Source organism: Streptomyces panacea (assembly GCF_040560175.1).
GTDB classification, from domain to species: Bacteria; Actinomycetota; Actinomycetes; order Streptomycetales; family Streptomycetaceae; genus Streptomyces; species Streptomyces panacea.
Genome location: NZ_JARJHW010000020.1, coordinates 41,989 through 63,945, shown reverse-complemented (window position 1 = coordinate 63,945; position 21,957 = coordinate 41,989). Strand labels below are relative to the sequence as shown.

At 70.8% G+C, this 21,957-nt stretch carries 19 protein-coding genes and 3 pseudogenes; 5 read left to right on the top strand and 17 right to left on the bottom strand.

Annotated features, from left to right (window positions below; genetic code table 11):
* The 3 genes from P3L51_RS07845 to P3L51_RS07835 all read right to left on the bottom strand — a co-directional run.
* Positions 1-568, bottom strand: a 568-nt coding sequence (locus P3L51_RS07845; protein WP_354604348.1) for an IPT/TIG domain-containing protein, incomplete at its 3' end; no start/stop codon positions are given.
* Between the two features lie 48 nt (positions 569-616).
* On the bottom strand, positions 617-832 hold the full coding sequence (locus tag P3L51_RS07840; RefSeq protein WP_354604347.1) for a helix-turn-helix domain-containing protein: 216 nt from the start codon (positions 830-832) through the stop codon (positions 617-619).
* Between the two features lie 259 nt (positions 833-1,091).
* A complete protein-coding gene (locus tag P3L51_RS07835) occupies positions 1,092-2,045 on the bottom strand; it encodes an alpha/beta fold hydrolase (protein WP_354604346.1) in 954 nt (317 codons plus the stop codon).
* Between the two features lie 88 nt (positions 2,046-2,133).
* Here P3L51_RS07835 and P3L51_RS07830 point away from each other — a divergent pair, with 88 nt between their 5' ends.
* The 3 genes and pseudogenes from P3L51_RS07830 to P3L51_RS07825 form a co-directional block, all read left to right on the top strand.
* A complete protein-coding gene (locus P3L51_RS07830) occupies positions 2,134-2,916 on the top strand; it encodes a TetR/AcrR family transcriptional regulator (RefSeq protein WP_354604345.1) in 783 nt (260 codons plus the stop codon).
* Positions 2,917-3,137: 221 nt separating this feature from the next.
* Positions 3,138-3,602, top strand: a complete 465-nt coding sequence (locus P3L51_RS35960; protein WP_435594400.1) for a zinc finger domain-containing protein — start codon at positions 3,138-3,140, stop codon at positions 3,600-3,602.
* Positions 3,497-3,787: pseudogene (locus tag P3L51_RS07825) on the top strand (recombinase family protein); the annotation flags it as partial. The gene P3L51_RS35960 and the pseudogene P3L51_RS07825, both read left to right, overlap by 106 nt.
* A gap of 328 nt (positions 3,788-4,115) precedes the next feature.
* Here P3L51_RS07825 and P3L51_RS07820 read toward each other — a convergent pair.
* From P3L51_RS07820 to P3L51_RS07785, 8 genes and pseudogenes are all read right to left on the bottom strand, one after another.
* Positions 4,116-4,510, bottom strand: a pseudogene (locus tag P3L51_RS07820) (transposase); the annotation flags it as partial.
* A 959-nt stretch (positions 4,511-5,469) separates the two neighbouring features.
* A complete protein-coding gene (locus tag P3L51_RS07815) occupies positions 5,470-6,045 on the bottom strand; it encodes a hypothetical protein (RefSeq protein ID WP_354604344.1) in 576 nt (191 codons plus the stop codon).
* 194 nt (positions 6,046-6,239) lie between these two features.
* Positions 6,240-7,391: pseudogene (locus P3L51_RS07810) on the bottom strand (ROK family glucokinase); the annotation flags it as partial.
* Between the two features lie 181 nt (positions 7,392-7,572).
* Positions 7,573-8,502: an ATP-binding cassette domain-containing protein gene (locus P3L51_RS07805; RefSeq protein ID WP_354604342.1), complete on the bottom strand. Its 930-nt coding sequence runs from the start codon at positions 8,500-8,502 to the stop codon at positions 7,573-7,575.
* Positions 8,499-9,578 (bottom strand): ABC transporter permease, encoded by a 1,080-nt coding sequence (locus tag P3L51_RS07800; protein WP_354604341.1) that lies wholly within the window; start codon positions 9,576-9,578, stop codon positions 8,499-8,501. Before P3L51_RS07800 ends, P3L51_RS07805 begins: the two co-directional genes overlap by 4 nt.
* Entirely contained in the window at positions 9,575-10,567 is a 993-nt protein-coding gene (locus tag P3L51_RS07795) for a sugar ABC transporter substrate-binding protein (protein WP_354604340.1), read from the bottom strand. Before P3L51_RS07795 ends, P3L51_RS07800 begins: the two co-directional genes overlap by 4 nt.
* 196 nt (positions 10,568-10,763) lie before the next feature.
* The gene (locus tag P3L51_RS07790; protein WP_354604339.1) at positions 10,764-11,774 is read right to left on the bottom strand and encodes a sugar ABC transporter substrate-binding protein; all 1,011 of its coding nucleotides are present in this window, start codon (positions 11,772-11,774) and stop codon (positions 10,764-10,766) included.
* A gap of 134 nt (positions 11,775-11,908) precedes the next feature.
* Positions 11,909-12,697, bottom strand: a complete 789-nt coding sequence (locus P3L51_RS07785; RefSeq protein WP_435594399.1) for a GntR family transcriptional regulator — start codon at positions 12,695-12,697, stop codon at positions 11,909-11,911.
* A gap of 193 nt (positions 12,698-12,890) precedes the next feature.
* On the opposite strand from P3L51_RS07785, the gene P3L51_RS07780 reads away from it, so the two are divergent.
* Positions 12,891-13,898 (top strand): Gfo/Idh/MocA family protein, encoded by a 1,008-nt coding sequence (locus P3L51_RS07780; protein ID WP_354604338.1) that lies wholly within the window; start codon positions 12,891-12,893, stop codon positions 13,896-13,898.
* A gap of 27 nt (positions 13,899-13,925) precedes the next feature.
* Here P3L51_RS07780 and P3L51_RS07775 read toward each other — a convergent pair whose 3' ends face one another.
* The 4 genes from P3L51_RS07775 to P3L51_RS07760 all read right to left on the bottom strand — a co-directional run bounded on the left by P3L51_RS07775 (position 13,926) and on the right by P3L51_RS07760 (position 17,602).
* Positions 13,926-14,348 (bottom strand): PaaI family thioesterase, encoded by a 423-nt coding sequence (locus P3L51_RS07775; RefSeq protein WP_354604337.1) that lies wholly within the window; start codon positions 14,346-14,348, stop codon positions 13,926-13,928.
* 73 nt (positions 14,349-14,421) lie between these two features.
* A complete protein-coding gene (locus P3L51_RS07770) occupies positions 14,422-15,633 on the bottom strand; it encodes a cytochrome P450 family protein (protein ID WP_354604336.1) in 1,212 nt (403 codons plus the stop codon).
* A gap of 68 nt (positions 15,634-15,701) precedes the next feature.
* Positions 15,702-16,382, bottom strand: coding sequence for a response regulator (locus P3L51_RS07765; protein ID WP_354604335.1), 681 nt, complete (start codon positions 16,380-16,382; stop codon positions 15,702-15,704).
* Positions 16,379-17,602: a sensor histidine kinase gene (locus P3L51_RS07760; protein WP_354604334.1), complete on the bottom strand. Its 1,224-nt coding sequence runs from the start codon at positions 17,600-17,602 to the stop codon at positions 16,379-16,381. Before P3L51_RS07760 ends, P3L51_RS07765 begins: the two co-directional genes overlap by 4 nt.
* 721 nt (positions 17,603-18,323) lie before the next feature.
* On the opposite strand from P3L51_RS07760, the gene P3L51_RS07755 reads away from it, so the two are divergent.
* Positions 18,324-19,079 (top strand): SDR family NAD(P)-dependent oxidoreductase, encoded by a 756-nt coding sequence (locus tag P3L51_RS07755; RefSeq protein WP_354604333.1) that lies wholly within the window; start codon positions 18,324-18,326, stop codon positions 19,077-19,079.
* Positions 19,080-19,094: 15 nt separating this feature from the next.
* Here the strand turns inward: P3L51_RS07755 and alc are convergent, their stop codons facing one another.
* Both alc and allB read right to left on the bottom strand, forming a co-directional pair.
* A complete protein-coding gene (gene alc / locus P3L51_RS07750) occupies positions 19,095-20,261 on the bottom strand; it encodes an allantoicase (protein WP_354604332.1) in 1,167 nt (388 codons plus the stop codon).
* A 2-nt stretch (positions 20,262-20,263) separates the two neighbouring features.
* A complete protein-coding gene (gene allB / locus P3L51_RS07745; RefSeq protein ID WP_435594403.1) occupies positions 20,264-21,616 on the bottom strand; it encodes an allantoinase AllB in 1,353 nt (450 codons plus the stop codon).
* Positions 21,617-21,957 lie beyond the last annotated feature (341 nt).

Below are 21,957 nucleotides of genomic sequence, written 5' to 3'. Positions count from 1 at the left end.
ACTGGACCGTCGCGCCGCCCGTAGTCACCGAAACCTTGCCGTTGGCCGCGCCGGCCGGGACCGTCACCACCAGACGGGTCGCGGTGGCAGAGGTGACCGGTGCCTCTGCCGTACCGAACTTCACCGAGTTCGAGGCTGGGGTCGATGAGAAACCGGTGCCGGAGAGGGCGGCCTTCGCGCCCGCCTGGGCGCGGACGGGGACCAGGGAGAGAACCGACAGGGTGCTCGACGCGAAACGGTCGACGCCCAGGCGGTTGCCCGCCGCGTCGTAGCGATATCGGGCCGTCTGACCAGCCGGATCCGTGACACCGACCAGCCGAGAAGCGGCGTCGTACTCGTACACCGCGTTCTTCGTCGTCGGCTCGGCGGCAGCCGCACTCGCCGGAGCCACCGGACGCGCCGGGGCGTCGACCAGCTTCGGCTTCTGCGACTCGTCCGCTTGAAGCGGGACGCCCTCGAAGGCGCGGGCGTAAAGGTCCAGGACCCGCTGGGCCTTGACGCGGAAGTTCAGGTCTCGGATGAAGATCCAGGACCGGTACTGCCAGGGCTTGATCGCGTCCTGAGGCAACCAGCGGCACACCGTGGACGCGGAGACGGTGTCGGTGATCCCGCGCGGTCAGTTCCGGCACGACCAGCGCGACAGCGGTGTGCCGGGCTCCGGCGGGAGCTGGCAGGCCAGGGCCTTGGCCTCGGCGACCTGCACAGGAGTGAAACGGGCCGGGCGCCCCGAGCGCCTGCGGTCGGCCGGAGCCGGCAGCCTGCCGTCGGCGAACCGGTTCCGCCAGGTGCGGACCGTGTCCAGGTAAAGGCGTCTCGCGGGCGATGCGCGCATTGGAGTGCCCCCGTGCCGCGTGCAGGACGATCTCTGCCCGCCGCCGTAACTGGTGCGGGGTCTTGTGGCCGTAGGCCATCTTCCGCAACCGTTTGCGCTCGGCGGTGGTCGCAGCGATCGGGCAGGCCAGGGCAACGGGCCTGGCAGACGGGCCGATCGGGAGAAGTAGATCACGACGGGTGGCATCCTGCGGTGACCGGGGCCTTGACGATCCGACAGGATGGCCACCGTGCCCACGCCGCCGGAGTACACCCGGCCGTCACTCGCTCAGCGGCTGACCGAACATGCCCGCACCGCCTGAATGCAACTGACGGGCTGCCAGTTCGCCGACTTGGCAGGCGATGTCGGTCCACAGGGCGGCGGGGAGGTCGTGGCCGACGCCCGGGTAGGTCACCAGGCGGGCGCCGTCGATGGCCCGGGCGGTGGCGCGGCCCGCGCCGACACGCAGGATGGGGTCCCGCTCGCCGTGCAGGACCAGGGTGGGTCGGCGCAGTTCCCTGAGTCTGGGTCCGTGCCACTGGGCGCCGATCTGGCGGCTCTGCGCCTTGTTGTCGCGCGGGCCGCTGTCCACGTCGGCCTCGACCCAGGCGCGGGCCGCGGCTTCGTCGAAGGGGTAGCCGGGGGAGGCGATGCCGCGCCATACGGTGAGGGAGGCCTCGATGTCGCCTTCGCGGCCCTCGGGGAACTTGGTCCGGGCGAGCTTGGCGAGCAGGCCGAACCGCAGGTAGCGCAGGACTCCCAGGCCGGAGACGTCGCTGGGCAGGGCCGCCGAGGAGGTGACGCTGAGCACCCGGTCGGGGTGTCTCAGCGCGATCCGCTGGGCGATCGCGCCGCCCAGGGAGTGTCCGAAGACGTGTGCTCGCTCCCAGCCGAGTTCGTCCATCACGGCGATGGCGTCGTCGGTCATGTCCTCGGAGGTGTAGGCGTCCCCGCGCTTGGCGAACAGGGCCTTGAAGGGGTTGGTGGTGGCGGCGTCCGGCATCCGGGTCGACTGGCCGGCGTCGCGCTGGTCGTAGCGGGCCACGGCGAACCCGGTGTCGGCGAAGGCCTGGCACAGTCCGGCCGGCCACCAGAACCGGGCGGTGGCCAAGCCCATGATGAGCAGCAGCGGTTCGCCTTCGGAGCCATTCAGTTGGTCGAAGGCCACCTGCACGTCGCCGTTGTGCGCGTACCGGGTCGGCATCCACTCGTGCTGCGGCTGCGTCTGGGGCATGTCGGCTCCCTTTCATCTACTGCGAACTATGTTCGCAGTTCACATGGCCTAAGGTACTGCATACGTCGTTCGCAGAGCAGGAGGGGCCATGACCGAGCCGTCCGCCCACAGCATCTGGCTGCGCCCCGAACGCGCCGGACGCGGCCCGACGCCCACGTTCGACCGCGACCGCATCGCCGCCGCCGGGATCGCCCTGGCCGACGCGGACGGCCTGCCCGCCGTCACCATGCGGGCCGTGGCGGTCGCTCTCGGAGCCGGGCCGGCATCCCTCTACCGCTATGTGGCCACCCGCGACGAACTGCTGGAACTGATGATCGACCAGGTCAACAGCCAGATCTCCTACGCCGCACTCGGCTCCGGACACTGGCTGGACGACCTGCTCACCCTGGCCCGACAGAGCAGGAGCGTCTACCTCGCGCACCCATGGCTGCTCGACGCGACCGCGACGAGGACCCCGGTGGGGCCGCACGCGGTCACCTACCTGGAGCACGCCCTGGCCGCGCTCGCCGACCTCGACATCAGCCCCCGGACCAAGCTGGAGGCCATCGCGATCCTCAATGCCGTCGTCTCCACTCTGACGCGCGCCGAGGTGATCCAGCGTCTCGCTGGGCAGACGATCCCGCAGTGGCAGCAGGCCCAAGCGGAATACCTCACACAGGTCGCCATGGCGGGCCATCACCCGCACCTCGCCTCCGCTCTGATCGGGCAGCCGCCCGGGGCCGAGGATTCATCGGAATCGCTCTTGGACCGCATCCTCACCCGCGTACTCACCGGGCTCCTTCAGCCCGACGACATCGGAGCGACCTCCGTGCGCGGTCGCGCGGAGGTAGAGCCACCCGCGGCCAGTCCGGGGTCGACCACAACCTCCTGATGCCTCATCGGGAGAGTCATGCCCGAGCTTTCACCTCCCGCGACGCCCCGCCCCCTCACAAATGACCCTTTCCCGGATCAAGGTCAAGAGCGGTCGGCGGAAGCGATCCGGAACGCGAATTCACTGTCACAACTCACTCTCACTCTCACTCTCACTCTCACTCTCACTCAAGAGTGGACTCAGGCCCGTTCTGGGAATGTTCGTGACAGTAATCCGGGGTCATGACGGACCCTCAAACCGCACTCGAGTCCGAAGCTGACGACGTCGAGCGCCACGAATGCCCACGCTGTCACGCATCACCGGGCTCACCCTGCCGCTCGCGCTCCGGCGCGGTCGCCGGCACCTATCACACCGGGCGCTTCACCAAGGTGCCCCGGCTTGCGAAACTCCTGCGCGTACCGACACCCAACGACCGCGGCCCCGGCCAGCCGTGGCGGCCCGGCACCCCAGCGCCCGCGCCCACCGACCCGGGCACCCCGACCGCTGACATCCACATCGGCTATGCGAGGTGCTCCACCTCACCCAGGAACACCAGTCGCAGCTCGACGCGCTCGCCGGACACGGCATCCCGCGGGACAAGATCTTCGCCGAGAAGATCAGCACCCGGGTCCGCGTGCGCCCGCAGTTCGAGGCCGCGCCCGCCGCCGCGCGAGAGATCAAGGCGCACGCCCCGCACTGCCGGGTGATCTTCACGGTGAACGAGATGAAGAGGCTGGGGCGCGACGCCGCTGAGCTGACCGCGCTCGCCGATCACCTCACCGCCCACGGCCTGGTGCTGGAGATGCTCGCCGGCCCCCTCCAGGGGATGTACGACCCCAGCGGGCCGGGACGTCTGCTGTTCGGGTTCTTCGCGGCGATGGCGGAGACGGAGCGCGAGAGCATCCGGGAGTCCACCCTCGAAGGGCTGGACGCCGCGGCCCGCAAGGGCAACCACGGCGGCCGGCCGCCGGTCATCACCGACGACATGCTACACACCGTGCTCCGCCGCCGCGCGAACGGCGAGACCGTCGAGGACATCCAGCCCGACCTGCTCATCCCCACCGGCCGCCGCAAGGGACACAGCCCCAGCCTCTACCGGGCCCTGGCCGAACACGAGAAGACCCAGGCGTATCCCGAGGCCGTCGAAACGGCACACGCCAACTTCCGGCCGACGTGCTGTGCCTCGCCCGACGGGCCGTGCACCCCGCCCGGCAGGACAATCCCGACGTGCCGCGGTCGGTCGGATTCGGTCCCGTCAACGGCCCCCTTCTGCCGCCCGGACACTGACGGAATCAATCCCGCAGCGCGACCAGTCCAGCTCACCGCGGACACCGAGTTCATCAAGGACAACACGGTGCAGCCGGGCCCATACCCGCGCCTTCGACCACTGCGCGAACCGCCGGTAGACCGTGGGCCAGGCAGGACCGAACACCGGCGGCAACTGCCGCCAGGTACAGCCCGACGTGGCCACGAACAAGATCGCCGCCAGCACCTCACGGTCACCCGCCCCAGCCCGGCCGCCACCCTGCGGACGTATCACCTCCGTCGGCGGCACCACCCGACGGAACAACACCCACAACTCATCCGGCACCAAACGCTCAACCAAGTCCGTCATGTACTGCCCAACGAAGCACCACACCATGAGAAACGACGCCTTGGTCACAGCATCGTGGACCAAGCGCAGCGCGGAAAGTGCAACATCCGCCGCGCCCCTCGCCGGACGTATCCAGGCCGGCACGGCCATCTCGGCGGTGCAGATCCAGAGCTTCCTCCATCGGGGTCAGCAACGGCATACTGCACTCGACAGCGCGTGTACGAAGTTCCTGAGCGTCTCTGACACCCACCCTGGTGGGTGTGGTGAAGCGACTGCCGGGCCTCGATCACGATGAGCGCCAGGCGCTCGTGGCCACGCACGCCATCCCGGTGGAAGCTCGATGCGCATCACTAGAGCTCCTCGCCTCCCCTCATGTCCTTGCAGCCGCACAGCGTCTTCTCTCGCGATGGCGCCTCTTGGAACCTGTGCGCTCGATCGCGCGATATAGCGCGCGACGATCAGCGCCCTGGAAGCAGGATGCTGTCCCGACGCCCCAGAAGATTGCCCCAAACGTCGTCATAGCTCGGCTTACGTACCCTGGGAATTGCTCGTCGGCTGGGCGCGCAAGGACGCGGAGGGAAAAAGGCATGACCGGGATCTTCTGGACTACTGCCCCCGCGACAGCGCCACCCTCACCGAAATGCAGGTAGTTCAGGCGCTCTCCCCTGGTCGACCGTTGCCCAGCCATGTGGGACCAACTGATCGGTGGACAAGTCCGGGACTCGCTCATCGAACGCGTCGAGTCCCACCGTAAGGATCTCGTCACTGCCGCCCGCGCAGCACCGCCGGGTCCCCTGTCCAGCGACCTTGAAGGGTCGAGTCATCCGACTCGCCTCAACTGCGCAGCGTGGCAGAGAACTCGACATGCCATCGCAACCCACCCCGCGTCCCGCCCCCCGCACCGGCGCTCCGCGGCCCGCCGGTCACGGACCTTTCCCTGGTGGCGAGTTGGACGCGGCTCGGCGGTCACCCGCCGTGCCTCAGGGGGTGGTCGTGGAGACGACGTACACGCGGGGCATCGCCGGGTCGCTCAGGTCAACGGTGATGTCCTGGGTGGGCCGGGGGTCCTTCTGCTTGTGCGTGGTGCCCGACCAGACGCGGGTGGGGACGAAGTTCCAGCCGACGGTGCGCGAATCGCGGGGCGCGATGGTGACCTTGCCCTCCTTGAGCGCGGCGCGGTGCGTGCCCAGCTCGGTGAGGAAGGTGTCGAGCCGGCCGGACGTCACGTTGAACTGCACATACAGCCGGCTGGACTTCCAGTTGCTCGTCTCGTAGTAGCGCACGTGCGTGGCGCGCGCGGGGATCGGCACCTCGAAGACCCGCTGTTTCATCCGGGACGGCACGGCGTCCGTGAGGCCGGTCGCCGAGGACTCCAGCTCCTTGTCCAGACCGCTGCGCCGGCTCTGACCGGCCGAGATCACCAGATAACCGGCGGGCACACCGATGAGCAACACGATCACTATCGCCGTCACCCACCGGCGGCGGACCATGTGACGGTGGTTCTCCGGCGGCTTCTGCATCGCTTCCGGGGACTTCGACTGGTGCGGCACGGTCATGAGGGCGGTTCCTGGCTGGTGCGGGGGGCGCGGCTGGGGCTCGTACGGGGCTCTCGCGGTGCTTCCGGTGCCTCGCGGGCCTGCGTGTCCGGCTTGGGCTCCGTCTCCGTCCCGGGTTCCGCCGGGGCGGACTCCCGCCGTTCGCGCACCGCCGCCGCGCGGGACTCCTCGGCCTCGCGCAGCTCCTGCTCCTCGCGCAGGTCCTGCGGCATCCGGCCGGTGCGGATCGCCTCGGCGTACAGCTCGTACTTCTCGTACCGCTCAAGCCTGCGCCGGTTGGCCCGGCGGAAGCGGCGCGCCACGAGTCTGGAGAGGTCGGCCGCACCGACCATGCCCGCCTCGGGGCCCAGCTGCGCCTTGGCGATACGCGCCTCCGGCCGGTAGCCGCGCCCGGTGAGCTGGCGGCGGAACGCCTCCCTCGCGGGGCCGATCAGCAGATCGTCCGCCGCGCTGACGCCGCCGCCGATGACGAAGCAGGACGGGTCGAGCGCCGCCGCCAGATTCGCGATGCCGACGCCGAGCCACTGGCCGATCTCCTGGAGCAGTTCGACGCACATGGCGTCGCCCTCGCGGGCCAGCTCGGTGATCAGCGGTCCGGTGATGTCGGGGATGTGGCCCTTGACGCGTTCGATGAGGTTGTACGCCACCGGGGAGTCGGCGGCGGCCAGCTCCCTGGCCTCCCTGACGAGCGCGTTGCCCGAGCTGTACTGCTCCCAGCAGCCGCGGTTGCCGCAGGGGCAGCGGTGTCCGGCGGGCACGACCTGCATATGGCCGAACTCGCCCGCCACGCCGTACTTGCCGCGCTTGACCCGGCCGTCCTCCAGTATGGCGCCGCCGATACCGGTCCCGAGCGTGATCATGACGAGGTGGTCCTCGCCGCGTCCGGCGCCGAAGCGCCACTCCGCCCAGGCCGCGGTGTTCGCGTCGTTGTCGACCATCACCGGGACGGCGAGCCGGGAGGAGATCGAGTCGCGCAGGGGTTCGTCGCGCCACGCGAGGTGCGGGGCGAAGAGGATCTTCGCGCGGTCCGCGTCCACCCAGCCGGCGGCGCCGATGCCGACGGCGTGCACGTCGTGGCGGTCGGAGAGGTCCAGCACCAGCTCGACGATGGTGTCCTCGACGACCCGGGGGCTCTTGGACTTGTCCGGCGTCTCGGTGCGGATCTTCTCCAGGATGTTGCCGTCCGGGTCGACGACCCCGGCCATCACCTTCGTACCGCCGATGTCGATCCCGACGGTGGGGACGCGGGGCGCCGAGGCGTGCGAGCGGCGCTCGCGGGTGCCGACGGTCCGCAGGACGGTGGCGCGCGCGGAGCCGCGGTGGGTGAAGTCCCGGTACGTACTCATCGGACCGGCCCCCTCACGCGGGCCTGGCGGACGGCGCTGCTACCGGAACGCGGCCTGGGTACTCGCACGTGTCGTGTCGTCCCTGCGGATCGGGGGCTCGTCGCGCCGGGTGCCCGGGGCGGCGGCGGTGGACGGTTGTCCACCGCCGCCGATTCTGCCATCCGGAAGGTGCGGAGGTCGGTCAGGGCTTGACACTGCCGCCGGACGGCCTCCCGTTCCCTTCCTCGTCCCCCTGGCGTGCGCTGTCGTCCACCGGACGGCCACCGAGGTGGGCCGGGGTGGGGGCCTTCGCCAGCTCGTGGCTCAGCTCTTCGAGCTCCGATCCGCCCGCCATCTGGCGGGTCAGCTCGTCCAGGGTGATCGATTCCTTGGTGTGGCTGCCCGCCATGACACCGCGCTTGAGCAGCACGAACCGGTTGCCGACGAGATACGCGTGGTGCGGGTTGTGGGTGATCAGCACCACGCCGAGACCCGCGTCACGCGCGGCGGCGACGTACTTCAGTACGACGCCGGACTGCTTCACGCCGAGCGCGGCCGTCGGTTCGTCCAGGACGAGGACCTTCGCGCCGAAGTGGACGGCGCGGGCGATGGCCACGCACTGGCGTTCGCCGCCGGACAGGGTCCCGATGGGCTGGTCGACGTCGCGCAGGTCGATGCCCATCCGCAGCAGTTCCTCGCGGGTGGTGCGGCGCATCTGTTCGACGTCGAGGCGCCTGAAGGGGCCCGTGCCCTTCGTCGGCTCGGAGCCGAGGAAGAAGTTACGCCAGACCGGCATGAGCGGTACGACGGCGAGGTCCTGGTAGACGGTGGCGATACCCAGGTCCAGCGCCTCGCGCGGCGAGCCGAGCGTCGCCTTCCTGCCCTCGATCAGGAATTCGCCCGAGTCGTGCTGGTGCAGCCCCGCGATGATCTTGATGAGGGTGGACTTGCCCGCGCCGTTGTCGCCGAGGACGCAGGTGATCTCACCGGCGTGCACCTCCAGCGAGACGCCTTCGAGGGCTCGGATGTTGCCGTAGTACTTACTGACGTCTTCCAGCTCGACCAGGGGCGTCGTGGTCGCCGTGCCGCTGGTGGCCGTGCCGGTCGTGGTCGTGCCGGGCGTGCTGGTCATCGGGTCGCCTCCGCGCGCTTGCGGACCCATGCGTTGAGCAGGGTGGCCAGAAGGAGCATCGCTCCGAGGAAGAACTTGAACCAGTCCGGGTTCCACTCCGCGTACACGATGCCCTTGCTGGTCATGCCGAAGATGAACGCACCGACCGCGGAGCCGATCGCGGAGCCGTAGCCGCCGGTGATCAGACACCCGCCGATGACCGCGGCGATGATGTAGATCAGCTCGTTGCCGACGCCCTCGCCGGACTGCACGACGTCGAACGAGAAGAGCAGATGCTGGCCGGAGACCCAGGCGCAGAAGCCGACGCCCAGGTAGAGGCCGATCTTCGTCAGCCGGACCGGCACGCCGACGGCGCGGGCGGCCTCGGCGTTGCCGCCGACCGCGAAGATCCAGTTGCCGAAGCGGGTACGGAGCAGGATCCAGGTCGCCAGCGCGACCAGGCCCGCCCACCAGAGGATGGTGACCTTCAACTCGACTCCGCCGACGGTCAGTTCGGAGGCGAAGATCTTACGGGCCGACTCGAAGCCCTGCATGTCGCTGATGCTCTTGGTGGAGACGGTGCGGCTGATCAGCTTGGTCAGACCGAGATTGAGACCGGTGAGCATCAGGAACGTGCCGAGGGTGATGATGAAGCTCGGCAGTTTCGTCCGCGTCAGCATGAAGCCGTTGAACACCCCGATGGCGAGGGTGACCAGCAGGGACACGAACACGCCCACCCAGATGTTGGCCGTCATCTGGTAGCTGAACATCGAGGAGATCAGCGCCGAACTGGTCACCAGCACACCGGCGGACAGATCGAACTCGCCGCCGATCATCAGCAGCGCCACCGGCACCGCCATGATCCCGATCGTCGACGCCGCGTACAGGACGGTGCCGAAGCTGGATGTCTTCAGGAACGAGTCGGCGACGACCGAGAAGAACAGGAACACCGCCAAGGCGCCGACGACCGCGCCCAGTTCGGGCCTGCCGAGCAGCTTGCGCAGCGCCGAGTTCCCCAGCAGTCGCTCGTCCCCGGCCGGGCCGGCGTCCCCGCCGTCGCCCGGCCGGTCCTTCACGGGTGGTGCGGTTGTGGTCATCGGGTCCCTCGCTCCGCGAATTTCTCCAGCTCGGCGGCGTCCTGCTTGTTGATGATCTGCGGCCCGGTGAGGACCGGACGCCCGCCGCCGAGTACATCGGCGTTGTACCGGTAGAGCCAGAGCAGATCGACGGCCTCGTACCCCTGCAAGTAGGGCTGCTGGTCGACGGCGAAGCCGAGCCGGCCCGCCTTGAGCGAGCCCGCGACCGCCTCGTTGAGGTCGAAGGTGTCGATCTCGGCCTTGCTGCCCGCCGTCTCCTTCGCCTTGACGGCGGTGTCGGCGAAGGGCGCGCCGAGCGTCACGACGGCGTCGATGCTCTTGTCGGTCTGGAGCTTCGCCTCGATGGACGCCTGCACGTCGGGCATGTTGGTGCCGTCGACGTAGAGGTTCTGCATCGTGCCGCCGAAGGTCTTCTTCGCCCCGGCGCAGCGCTGCTCGTGGCCGACGTTGCCCTGCTCGTGCAGGACGCACACGGCCTTCTTCTTGCCCCTTTTGTCCAGTTCGTCGCCGACGGCCTCACCGGCGATGGACTCGTCCTGGCCGATGTGGGTGAGCGCGCCGTACTGCTCGGACTGCTCGGAGCCCGAGTTGACGGTGATCACCGGGATGCCGGCCTTGACGGCCTTGGCGACGACGGCCTTCATCGCGTCGGGCTTGGCGAGGGTGACGATCAGCCCGTCGACGTCCTTGTCGATGTACGACTGGACGAGCTGCGCCTGCTGCTGGCCCTCGTCGCTGTGCGCGTAGAGGAAGTTGATGTTGTCCTTGACGGCGGCCTGCTTCGCGCCCTTCTGGACGATGTCCCAGAAGGTGTCGCCGTCTCCCGAGTGGGTGACCATGGCGACCGTCCACTTGGGCGTGCTCACCGCGGCCCGCCCCTGTGCCTGGGCCTCGGCGGCCGCGGCCCGTTCCTCGGCGCGCTTGCCGCCGGTGCTGCTGCATCCCGCCAGGGACGCCGCCCCGACAACCGCCGCCAGCACCGCGCCCATCGCGCGTATCCCTGTCCGAACCCCACCGACCCTAGCCACGACGCCGTGCCTCTCTCGCTGTGCTTCCCCGTACCGATACCGATACCGCCGGGCACGGTATGTCCCGGCCCGGCGGCCCAAGTATCGGTCATGGCTGTTCGGGGCCCGGTCAGCGGGTGCGGACACGTGCATGTCATCGGGAGGTGACGCCTGTCTGTCATCGGGTGCCGCGGGCGGTGAACTTCTCCAGCGCGGGGACGTCCTCCTCGGTCACGAGCGCGGGTCCGGTGAGTACGGGCTTTCCGCCGCCGATGACGTTGCCGTTGTTCTTGTTGAGCCACAGCTCGTCCACCGCGAGGTAGCCCTGGAGATAGGGCTGCTGGTCCACGGCGAAGCCGATCTCCTTGGCCTTGAGCTGCTTGACCACGTCCTCGTTGAGGTCGAAGGTGTTGATCTCGGCGCTGGAGCCGGCGCTCTCCTTGGCCTTGACGGAGGCGGCGGCGAAGGGCGCGCCGAGCGTCACGACCGTGTCGATGTCCTTGGCGCTCTGGAGCTTGGCCTCGATCGACGACGTGGACGCGGGCATGTTGGTGCCCTCGATGTTCAGATTCTCGACGGTGCCCTCGAAGGTCTTCTTGACACCGGCGCAGCGCGCTTCGAGCGAGACGTTGCCCTGCTCGTGGATGACGCAGAGCGCCTTCTTCCTGCCGCGCTCGTTCAGCTCCTCTCCGACGGCCTCACCGGCGATGGCCTCGTCCTGGCCGATGTGGCCGAGGGCCCCGAAGGGCTCGGAGAACTCGGCGCCGGAGTTGATCGTGACGACCGGGATTCCGGCGGCGGTGGCCTTGGCGAGGACGGCCTTGACCGCCTCGGGCTTGGCGAGGCTGACCACGAGCCCGTCGACGTCCTGGTCGATATAGCTCTGGATCAGCTGGGCCTGCTCCTTGCCCTCCTTGTTGGCCGCGTAGAGGAACTGGACGTTGTCCTTGCCCGCCGCGACCTTGGCGCCGCTCTGGACGATGTCCCAGAAGGTGTCGCCCTCGCCGGAGTGCGTGACCATGGCGATCTTCATGCGCGGGGTCTTGGCGGTCGTACCGCCGCCGCCGTCGTCGGCCTTGTCCTCGGAGTCCTTCCCGCCGGAGCCGCTGCATCCGGCGACGAGGGCGAGCGCGCATGCGGTGAGCAGCGCCGCCGCCGTGCGGGCCGCCGCCTTTCGGTTGGTACGCATGGTGGATCCGCCTTCTCTCCCGGCCGCCCCGTTGCGGCTGGGGGGAGTTCTAGCGGCGCACGCGCGGCCTCGTCAATACTTTGTCCGAACATTCTTACGAAGAATTGGACGTACGGGAGGCGCCCGGGGAAGCGCTACGGCCGGACGAGGAGCTGGAACTCGAAGACGTAACGCGAGGCCCGGTAGATGTGGTCGCCGAACTCGACGGCGCGGCCGGTGTCGTCGAACGTGGTGCGCTCCATCGCGAGCAGCGGCCCGCCCGTCGGCTCGCCGAGCAGCAGCGCCTCCTCGGCGTCGGCGGCGCGCGCGCCGACCGACTGGCGCGCGCTGTGCAGCGTGATGCCGACGGCGCGCATCATCCGGTAGAGGCCGGTGGATTCGAGCTGTGCGGTGTCGCAGTCGAGCAGTTCGACGGGGAGATGGTTGCGCAGCCGGGCAATCGGTTCGTCGTGGGCGTACCGGAGCCGTTCGACGAGCCGTACGTCCGCCCCTTCCGCGACCCCGAGCGCGGCGGCGATCCGCGCCGTGGCCGGTTCGACCGTGTTGCGCAGCACGCGGGTGGCGGGGCGCCGGCCGGCCGCCTCCAGGTCGTCGTAGAGGCTGCTCAGCTCCAGGGGGCGTCTGACCTTGCTGTGCAGGACCTGGGTGCCGACGCCCCGGCGGCGTACCAGCAGGCCCTTGTCGACGAGCGACTGGATGGCCTGGCGGACGGTGGGCCGGGAGAGTCCGAGGCGGCCCGCCAGCTCGATCTCGTTGCCGAGGAGGCTGCCCGGCGCGAGTCCGCCCTGCTCGATGGCGGCTTCGAGCTGCTGCGACAGCTGGAAGTAGAGCGGGACCGGGCTGGTGCGGTCGACACCGAGCTGGAGCGCGGCGGCCCGGGGGGCCGCTCCGCTCGGCTGCTCTGGTTCCGGCTGCTTGGACACGGGGGCGAGCGTAGCCCCGTGAGATGTTGACGGAAAGTCCTGTAGTTCGGTTGTCAGGACAAGCGCCACGACAGGCACCGGGACAACTACCGGACGGGCAGAGGCCGACACCGTCCGGGCAAAGATCATCAGCAGGTCTAAATGTCAGGACAAACGCTTGACATGACGACGGGGCGAGGCCACCTTAAGGGCCATGCGCATCGGACTCATCGGCACCGGCCGTATCGGCACCTTCCACGCGGAGGCGCTGAGCCGCCATCGCGAGGTCGGCTCCCTCGTCGTCGCCGACACGGACGCGGCCCGGGCCGCACACGTCGCCGACCGTACGGGCTCCACGGCGGCCCCCTCGGTCGACGAGATCTTCTCCTGGGGCGTGGACGCGGTCGTCATCGCCTCGGCCACCTCGGCCCACGCCGATCTGATCAGCCGCGCCGCGCGGGCCGGGCTGCCCGCGTTCTGTGAGAAGCCGATCGCGCTGGACCTCAAGGGGACGCTGAACGCCCTGGCGGAGGTCGACTCCGCCGGCACCGTCCTGCAGCTGGGCTTCATGCGCCGCTTCGACGCCGGTTACGCCGCGGCCCGCGATCTCGTACGGTCCGGGGCCCTGGGCAGGCTGCACACCGTACGCGCCATCACCTCCGACCCCGCGCCTCCGGTCCCGGAGTATCTGCCGCTGTCCGGCGGGCTCTACCGGGACTGTCTGGTCCACGACTTCGACATCATGCGCTGGGTCACCGGGCGCGAGGTGGTGGAGGTGTACGCGACCGGCTCGGACGCCGGGCCCCCGATGTTCCGCGACGCCGGGGACATCGACACGGCCGCAGCCGTCCTCACCCTGGACGACGGGACGCTCGCCACCGCCACCGCCACCCGCTGCAACGGCGCGGGATACGACGTACGGATGGAACTGGCGGGCGAACGGGACCAGTTCGCGGTCGGACTCGACGACCGTACGCCGATCACCTCGACCGAGCCGAAGGGTCCGCCGCGCTGCGACAACCCGTGGCCGGGGTTCCTGGAGCGGTTCGCGCCGGCGTACGAGGCGGAACTGGACGCCTTCATCCGTGTCGTGGGCGGCGAGCTGGAGAACCCGTGCGACGGGCACGAGGCGCTGCACGCGCTGCGGATCGCGGAGGCGTGCGAGCTGTCACGGCTGGAACACCGGCCGGTGCGGCTGGAGGAGATCCCGGGCGGGCTGTAGGCGGACCGTCCGGGCGACCGGTCTCCCTCAGTCGGGCTTCGGCACCGGCAGCACCGTGCCCTGTGCCACCGCGCACAGTGTCTGCGTGCCGTCCGCCGCCACCGTGAACAGGTCGCAGCGCACCGTGGCCTGCCGGCGGCCCGCGTGGACGACGGAGGCGCGGGCGACCAGCGTGCGGCCGGTGCCGGGACGCATGTACTGGATGGAGAAGCCCGCCGTCAGCACGGCGGGGCCGAGTACCGAGCCGGCGGCGAAGGTCATGCTGTTGTCGGCCGCGTAGGCCAGCACTCCCCCGTGCAGATAGCCGTTCTGCTGCTGAAGGTCCGCACGGATGTCCAGCTCCAGCTCCGCCTCGCCGTCCCCGAAGACCATGAGCCTGGTACCGAGCAGGCCGCTGAAGGGCTGGCTGTCCAGCACCTCGCGTGCCAGGACGATGTCGAACTCCCGCATGGTCGGACTCCTCCGGAACGTATCGCGCGGTACCCCGCGCCTCAGGGCCTGATCCACACGACAGGCCGTATGCCTACCACCGCACCGGCAGACCCCGCACCCCACGGATCAGCATTCCGGGCAGCCAGTCCAGCGGCCCCGTGTCCGGGTCGAGGGTCAGGTCGGGGCAGCGTTCGAGGAGGGTACGGACCGCGATCCGGGCCTCCAGGCGCGCGAGGGGCGCGCCGAGGCAGTGGTGGATTCCGTGCCCGAAGGCGAGATGTCCGTGGTTCCGGCCCTTGGCGCCGGTCGCCGTGGCCGTCGCCGTACGCCGGATGTCGAAGCGGTCCGGCTCCGGGTAGCGCGCGGGGTCGCGGCCCGCCGCGCCGAGGCCGACCAGCACCGCCTCGTACGCGGGGATGACCGTGTCGCCGACGGTCACGGGCTCGCTGGTGAAGCGGGCGGTGCCGTTCATGACCGGGCCCTCGTAGCGCAGCATCTCTTCGATCGCGCCGTCGAGCAGCCCGAAGTCGTCCCGCAGGTCGGCCAGTTGATCGGGGTGGGAGAGCAGGGCACGCATGCCGTTGGTGATGAGGTTGACCGTCGTCTCATGACCGGCGATCAACAACAGATAGGCCATGGAGCGCAGTTCGGCGGCGGAGAGCCGGTCGCCGTCCTCGGCGCGGGTGCGCAGCAGCGCGGAGAGCAGGTCGCCGGAGGGGCCGGCGCAGCGCTTGTCCTCGATCAACTCGTCGAAGTAGGAGCCGAGTTCGTGCACGGCCGTGTATTCGGAGGCGGGGCCGCTGGGTGCCACGATCTCCGTCGACCAGGCGCGGAAGACCTCGCGGTCGGCCGCGGGCACACCGAGCAGTTCGCAGATGACGGTGATGGGGAGCGGGTACGACAGCGAGTCGACCAGGTCACCGTGGCCGGCCGGGAGCATGGCGTCGATCAGCCCGTCGGTGAGCGACTGGATCCGCTCGCGCAGTCCGGCCACCCTGCGGGCGGTGAACTCGCGGGCGACGAGCTTGCGCAGCCGGGTGTGGTCCGGCGGGTCCAGGACCAGCAGATTCGGTCCGATGACCCGTTCGTCCAGCATGCTGCCGCCCACCGTGGCCGGTGACTTGGAGAGCCGGGGGTCGGCCAGCGCGGCGCGCGCCTCCCGGTGCCCGACGATCAGCCAGAACCGGTCGCCGTGCGGCACACGGACCTGGTGCACCGGTCCCGCCTCGCGCAGTTTCGCGTAGTACGGGTACGGATCGGCGGTGAAATCGGGCCCGTACGCGCCCAGATCGACGACTGTCATCGCGTCAGATTACGTCGCTCCGGCGTACGCCGCCGAACCTGGCGGCCGACGGATCCGCCGGGCAGGGCCTAGGCCTGGTCGCCGTCCGTCACCAGATCCGCGTCGTGGACCAACAGGGCGATCTGTACCCGGTTGTTGAGACCGAGCTTGGCCAGGACGCGGGACACGTGCGCCTTGACCGTGGGGACGCTCATGAACAGTTCCGCCGCGATCTCCGCGTTGGAGCTGCCGCGCCCCACGGCGAGCGCCACCTCCCGCTCGCGATCCCCGAGCCGGGTCAGCCGGTCCGTCGCCGTGTCCTTGCGTACGCCGGTCGGCGTCCCCGCGACATGGCGCATCAACTGGCGGGTGACGGCCGGGGAGAGCACGGGCTCGCCCGCCGCCACCTGCCGTACCGCCGCGACGATCTCCGCCGGGGGCGTGTCCTTCAGGACGAACCCGGCGGCGCCCGCGCGCAGCGCCCGCAGCACCTGCTCGTCGGCGTGGAACGTGGTCAGGACGAGGACTTCGGGCGCCCCGGCGCGCGCCCGCAGCAGTTCGGTGGCGGCGAGGCCGTCCATGATGGGCATCCGGATGTCCATGAGCACGACGTCGGGCGCGCGTTCGCGGACGAGCGTCTCCACCTCGGAGCCGTCGGACGCCTCCCCCACGATCTCGACACCGTCCGCACCGCCCAGCATGAAGGTCAGTCCGGCGCGCACGAGGGGGTCGTCGTCGACGATGAGGAGCCGGATGGGCGTGGTGGTCATGGGGACCACGGTAGCCAGGCCTTGACGGCGAATCCGCCGTCGAGCGTCGGGCCGTGCTCGAAGCGGCCACCGGCGAGGGTGGCGCGTTCGGTCAGCCCGATCAGCCCCTGGCCGGATCCCGGCACGTTGGGGACCGGCCCGAGCGGCGCCTCGTTGCGCACCTCGACGGTGAGTCCGTCCCCCGGGCCGCCGCTCACCAGGACGGTGGTGCCGGTGCCGGGCGCGTGCTTGCGCGCGTTGGTCAGGCCCTCCTGCGCGATGCGGTAGGCGGTACGGCCGGTGGCGGACGGTACGGCCTCCGGGTCGTCGACGCCGCTGTCGAGGGTGACCTTCATCCCGGCCTCGCGGGACTCGGCGACCAGGGCGTCGAGGGTGACGAGGGTGGGCTGCGGGCGCTCGCCGTCGTCGCCGGGCGCGCGCAGCACGCCGATGATCATGCGCAGGTCCTGGAGCGCCTCGTGGGCGCTGTCGCGGATCACACCGGCGGCTCTGGCCACCTCGGGAGGCGGCGCGTCGGGTCTGAACTCCAGCGCGCCCGCGTGGACGCTGAGCAGCGTCAGCCGGTGCGCCAGTACGTCGTGCATCTCGCGCGCGATGGCCTCGCGGGCCAGCCGCTGGGCCTGCTCGGCCCGGAGCGCGGCCTCGTTCTCGGCGCGCACCGCGCGTTCGCGCAGTGCGACGAAAAGCTGCCGCCGGGCCCGTACGAGCATGCCCCAGGCGAGCGCGAGCAGGATGAGGAGCGCGCCGAGGATGACCGCGAAGAGATGGGAGATGGTCGGGTCGGGACGCAGATACGCCTGGCCGGTCATGCCGATCAGGGCGAGGACCGCGACGTAGGCCACGGGCTTGAACGGCCGGTGGATGGCCAGGCTGAAGAGTGCCACCAGGGCGGCCCCGACCGCCGTCGGCGCGACCGTCTCCACCACAACGAGACAGATGGCCAGCCCCAACGGCCAGCGCCGGCGCACCCAGAGCCCGCCGCAGGCCGCGAGGCCGATCAGCAGGTCGGCCATGATGAGCGGCTCGCTGTTGCCCGCCCGCTCGGCCGTGTCCAGCGCGAGCATGCCGACGAAGACGGCGAAGAAGAAGACGATCAGGTCCACCACCCAGTCCCGCACGGTCCGCCGCTGCCGCGGCCCGCCCCGCTTCCCGGCGGCATCGGGGCCGGTGGGCCCCGCCATGGCCGAAGGCAGCAGCCAGGGGTACTCCGTACGCGTCATACGACCAATCTATGCAGGTGGGGCGTGGCGCGCTGCCCGGTGGAAGGCGTCGGCTACCAAAGTCGCGAGGTCATCGACTTAGGGCGCGGCGTCGGGCTCCGGCGGGAGCCGCCAGCCGGGCGCCGCCGCCGGGCGCCGCCGCCGGACGGTGCGGTACGGGAACGGTGCGGTACGGGAGCGGTGCTCCGTCCCGCGGGCGCAACGCCGCGGGGCCGCGCGGACGGGGCGGCCCGACGGCGCAGCAGTACGGGCCTGCACCCCGTGGCCGGAGCGGATGCCACACGGTGCGGTAAGGAAACGGTGCTCGTTCCGGCGGCCGCAACGCCCCGAACGCCGCGCGGTCGCGCGGTCGCGCGGACGGGCGGCCCGACGGCGCAGCGGTACGGGCCCGCACCGCGTGGCCGGAGCGGATGCCACACGGTGCGGTACGGGAGCGGTGCTCCGTCCCGCGGGCGCACGGTGCCGGACGCGACGAGGTCCAGCTACTCCCCCTGCGGGCGGACGGCGCTCGTCGCGGATACACCACGGGCCCGGACGCTGCGCGCCACCCCGCACGGGGCGGGGCGGGCGCGTACCGGCGCCGTACGGGGCCGGTCGGCGACAGCGCCGTCCACGTCCGATTCCCGCCGGTGGCACCCGCGGTCGGCGGGTTTGATCGAGGTCATCCGCAGCACCCATTCGTCGCCCGCCGTCGCGGGCGACCGATCGAAGGACGCACCACATGTCTGTATCGAAGTCCGCGCAGGCCGGCCGGACCGCGCTGGTCACCGGTGGCAGCCGGGGTATCGGGGCCGCCATCGCCCTGCGGCTCGCCCAGGAGGGCGTGGATGTCGCGATCACGTTCGTCGCGGACGAGGCCGCCGCACGGGAGGTCGTGCGAAAGATCGAGGCGGCCGGGCGGCGCGGGCTCGCGCTGCGCGCCGACTCGGCCGACCCCGCGCAGGCCGTGAGCGTGGTGGAGCGGGCCGTCGACGGTCTCGGCGGGCGGCTCGACGTGCTCGTGAACAACGTCGGAATCGGGCTGCTCGGCCCCCTGGACTCCTTCCCGGCGGCCGACGTCGGCCGACTGCTGGCCGTGAATGTCCAGGGTGTCTTCCTCACCACGCAGGCCGCGGCCACGAAGCTCGTACGCGGCGGCCGGATCGTCACCGTCGGCAGCTGTATGACCCAGCGGGTGCCCGGCCCCGGCGGCACGCTCTACGCGACGAGCAAGTCCGCGCTGATCGGCCTGACGAAGGCACTGGCACGGGAGTTGGGCGAGCGGGGGATCACCGCGAACATCGTCCACCCGGGTCCGACCGACACGGACATGAACCCGGCCGACGGCCCGTACGCGGCGGGTCAGAGCGCGATGACGGCGCTCGGCCGGTACGGGTCCGCCGACGAGGTGGCGTCGATGGTGGCGTTCCTGGCGAGTGACGAGGCGGCGTACGTCACCGGCGCCGAGTTCGCGGTGGACGGCGGGCACGCAGCGTAGCTCCGCCGGACGCGGTCAGCCGCCCAACTCGCGGTGGCGTACGGCCAGTCGGGCCGCCCCCTCCTCGGTGAGCGAACCGAAGAGGCGCAGTCGGGAGATGCCGCCGTCCGGGAAGATGTCGATCCGGACCTGACGGCCGGTCACGGGACGGTCGAGGACGAAGCGGTGGTTGGTGTCGGGCTGGAGGCGGGTACGGGGCAGGACCTCGGCCCAGTCCCCGTCGTCCGCTCCCGACGCCCCGTCGCGTACGGAAAGTGCCGCCCAGCCCGCCGAGTTGCCCTTCAGATACGCCGTGTCGATCTCGACGGCGCGGATCTCGGACCGCTCGGCCAGCTCGTAGCGGATCCAGTCGTTGCCCTTGTCGCGGCGCCGGCGCGTCTCCCAGCCGTCGTCCATCTGACGCGAGCGGCCCGGCTGGATGGTGTTGGTGGCGGGTGAGTAGAAGCGGTCGGACGCGTCCTCGACCCGGCCGCCGTTCTCCAGCGCGACGAGGTCGAACGTACCGAGCGCGGCCAGCCACTCCGGGTCGGGCATGACGTCGCCGTACACCCGCAGGCGCGCGATGCCTCCGTCGGGATGCTGGTTGACCCGCAGATGGGTGAAGCGCCGCCCGGCGCCGACGGTGAATCCGTTGGCCGCGTGACCGCCGACGGCCGTACGGGGTACGAGAGTTGTCCACGTAACCCCGTCGGCGAGCAGGTCCTCCGGGGACGGGGAGCCGGGCACGGACGTCGCCTCGACGGATACGGCCCGCGGGTAGTTGCCGCGGAAGTGGGCGGTGTCGACCACGATGCCGCGTACGACGCCGGGGGCGCCGAGCCGTACGAGGGCCCAGTCGTGGTCGTCGTCGGTGGGATGCGGGCGCGCGGCGGAGGCGCCGCGCCTGCGGCGGGTCTCCCAGCCGTCCATGATCTTGCCCTTGTGCCCGAAGCGCTCCGGGTCGAACTCGGCGGGACCCGGCTTGAGCAGATTCTCGCGCTCGGCGAAGAACTCGTCGTTGGCGGCGACGACACCGGCGCCGAGCCTGCGGTCGGCCAGGTCGACGAGATGGGTGAAGGGGAGGTCGGCGGAGCGGTGGTCGGCGTACGGGTCGCCGCCGGCGTACGGCTCGGCGTCCCCCGTGAAGCGGGGGACCTCGGGCGTCCCGGCAGCGGGCCCGGCGGTCAAGGGGCTTGTGGCCACGGTCAGTTGTTCCTTTCGAGCAGTCGGCCCGAGGGCTCGGCGATGGCTCCGTCGGCGACGATGCGCCGGCCGCGCAGCCAGGTCGACCTGACGACGCCGTACAACGTCCTGCCCGCGTACGCGGTGACGCGGTTGCGGTGCTGGAGCGTGGCGGGATCGACGGTGAACGATTCGTCGGGCGCCAGGACCGCGAAGTCGGCGTCGCGGCCCGCCTCGACGGCACCCTTCCTGTCGAGCCCGGCCAGCGCGGCGGGCCCGGTCGACATCCAGCGGGCCACGTCGTCCAGCGAGTGACCGCGCCGGCGGGCCTCGGTCCAGATGGCGGGCAGACCCAGTTGGAGGGAGGAGATGCCACCCCACGCGGTCGCGAAGTCCGAGGTCTTGAGGTCGGTGGTGGAGGGCGAGTGGTCGGAGACGACGCAGTCGATCGTCCCGTCGGCGAGCCCCTGCCACAGGGCGTCCTGGTTCGCGGCCTCGCGGATGGGCGGACAGCACTTGAACTCCGTCGCACCGTCCGGGACTTCCTCGGCCGTGAGGGTGAGGTAGTGCGGGCAGGACTCGACGGTCAGCCGCACGCCCTCCCGCTTGGCCGCGGCGATCAGTGGGAGCGCGTCGGCCGACGACAGATGCAGGATGTGGACGCGGGCGTCCAGCCGGCGGGCCGCCGCGATCAGGCCCTCGATCGCGGCGTTCTCGGCGTCGCGGGGCCGGGAGGCGAGGAAGTCGGCGTACTTCGCGCCGGCCCGCCGCGGCGCCGCGGCCAGTTCGCGCGGGTCCTCGGCGTGCACGATGAGCAGCCCGCCGAAGCCGGCGATCTCCGCGAGCGAACGGCCGAGCTGTGCGGCGTCCAGCTCGGGGAACTCCTCGACACCGGAGGGTGACAGGAACGCCTTGAAGCCGAACACCCCGGCATCGTGCAGGGACTTGAGGTCGGAGACGTTGTCGGGGAGCGCGCCGCCCCAGAATCCGACGTCGATGTGCGCCTTGGGGCCCGCGACCTCCCGTTTGATCCGGAGGTGGGCCGTCGTGGTCGTCGGCGGGAGGGAGTTGAGGGGCATGTCGACGAGGGTGGTGATGCCGCCGGACGCCGCCGCGCGGGTGGCGGTCCAGAAGCCCTCCCACTCCGTGCGGCCGGGGTCGTTCACATGCACATGGGTGTCGACGAGGCCGGGGAGGACGACGTCGTCGCCGACGTCCTCCAGACGGGCGCCGGGCGGCGGTTCGGAGCCGTATCCGCTCTCGTACGGGAGCACGGCCGCGATCGTGTCGCCGGCGACGGCGATCGACGCGGGGCGGGTGCCCTCGGGGGTCACGACGCGTGTCGAGCGCAGCACCAGGTCCACGTTCCGGTCCAGGTCGGTCACCGGCCACCCTCACTTCCGTACGTCCGTCATGCCCACGCGAACGAATCATCGAATTCAACGAACTGTTGAAGGAGTCTTCATGCCGGACCAGGGTCCGTCAAGGCCACTCCGCCCGGAACGCGCCCGCTGCACTACACTGAAATCCTTTCCACGAAGCGAAACTAGACTTTCATCAGACAGAACCCCGCACCATCACCAACCGTACGAACCGATCACGCCGGGTGACGGTCGACACCCGGAGAGACACCCCCTGACCGGCGCATACGTGGCGCGGCCGACCGGCCCGGGGACCCGGTCGCCCACCGGGCCGCCCGGTAAACTGCTGACTCGCC

Bases quoted from the DNA above. Each gene is read 5' to 3' on its own strand.
- P3L51_RS07840 (WP_354604347.1), bottom strand. From the start codon at position 832: ATGCGCGCATCGCCCGCGAGACGCCTTTACCTGGACACGGTCCGCACC.
- P3L51_RS07835 (WP_354604346.1), bottom strand. From the start codon at position 2,045: ATGCCCCAGACGCAGCCGCAGCACGAGTGGATGCCGACCCGGTACGCG.
- P3L51_RS07830 (WP_354604345.1), top strand. From the start codon at position 2,134: ATGACCGAGCCGTCCGCCCACAGCATCTGGCTGCGCCCCGAACGCGCC.
- P3L51_RS35960 (WP_435594400.1), top strand. From the start codon at position 3,138: ATGACGGACCCTCAAACCGCACTCGAGTCCGAAGCTGACGACGTCGAG.
- P3L51_RS07815 (WP_354604344.1), bottom strand. From the start codon at position 6,045: ATGACCGTGCCGCACCAGTCGAAGTCCCCGGAAGCGATGCAGAAGCCG.
- P3L51_RS07805 (WP_354604342.1), bottom strand. From the start codon at position 8,502: ATGACCAGCACGCCCGGCACGACCACGACCGGCACGGCCACCAGCGGC.
- P3L51_RS07800 (WP_354604341.1), bottom strand. From the start codon at position 9,578: ATGACCACAACCGCACCACCCGTGAAGGACCGGCCGGGCGACGGCGGG.
- P3L51_RS07795 (WP_354604340.1), bottom strand. From the start codon at position 10,567: ATGGGCGCGGTGCTGGCGGCGGTTGTCGGGGCGGCGTCCCTGGCGGGA.
- P3L51_RS07790 (WP_354604339.1), bottom strand. From the start codon at position 11,774: ATGCGTACCAACCGAAAGGCGGCGGCCCGCACGGCGGCGGCGCTGCTC.
- P3L51_RS07780 (WP_354604338.1), top strand. From the start codon at position 12,891: ATGCGCATCGGACTCATCGGCACCGGCCGTATCGGCACCTTCCACGCG.
- P3L51_RS07775 (WP_354604337.1), bottom strand. From the start codon at position 14,348: ATGCGGGAGTTCGACATCGTCCTGGCACGCGAGGTGCTGGACAGCCAG.
- P3L51_RS07770 (WP_354604336.1), bottom strand. From the start codon at position 15,633: ATGACAGTCGTCGATCTGGGCGCGTACGGGCCCGATTTCACCGCCGAT.
- P3L51_RS07765 (WP_354604335.1), bottom strand. From the start codon at position 16,382: ATGACCACCACGCCCATCCGGCTCCTCATCGTCGACGACGACCCCCTC.
- P3L51_RS07760 (WP_354604334.1), bottom strand. From the start codon at position 17,602: ATGACGCGTACGGAGTACCCCTGGCTGCTGCCTTCGGCCATGGCGGGG.
- P3L51_RS07755 (WP_354604333.1), top strand. From the start codon at position 18,324: ATGTCTGTATCGAAGTCCGCGCAGGCCGGCCGGACCGCGCTGGTCACC.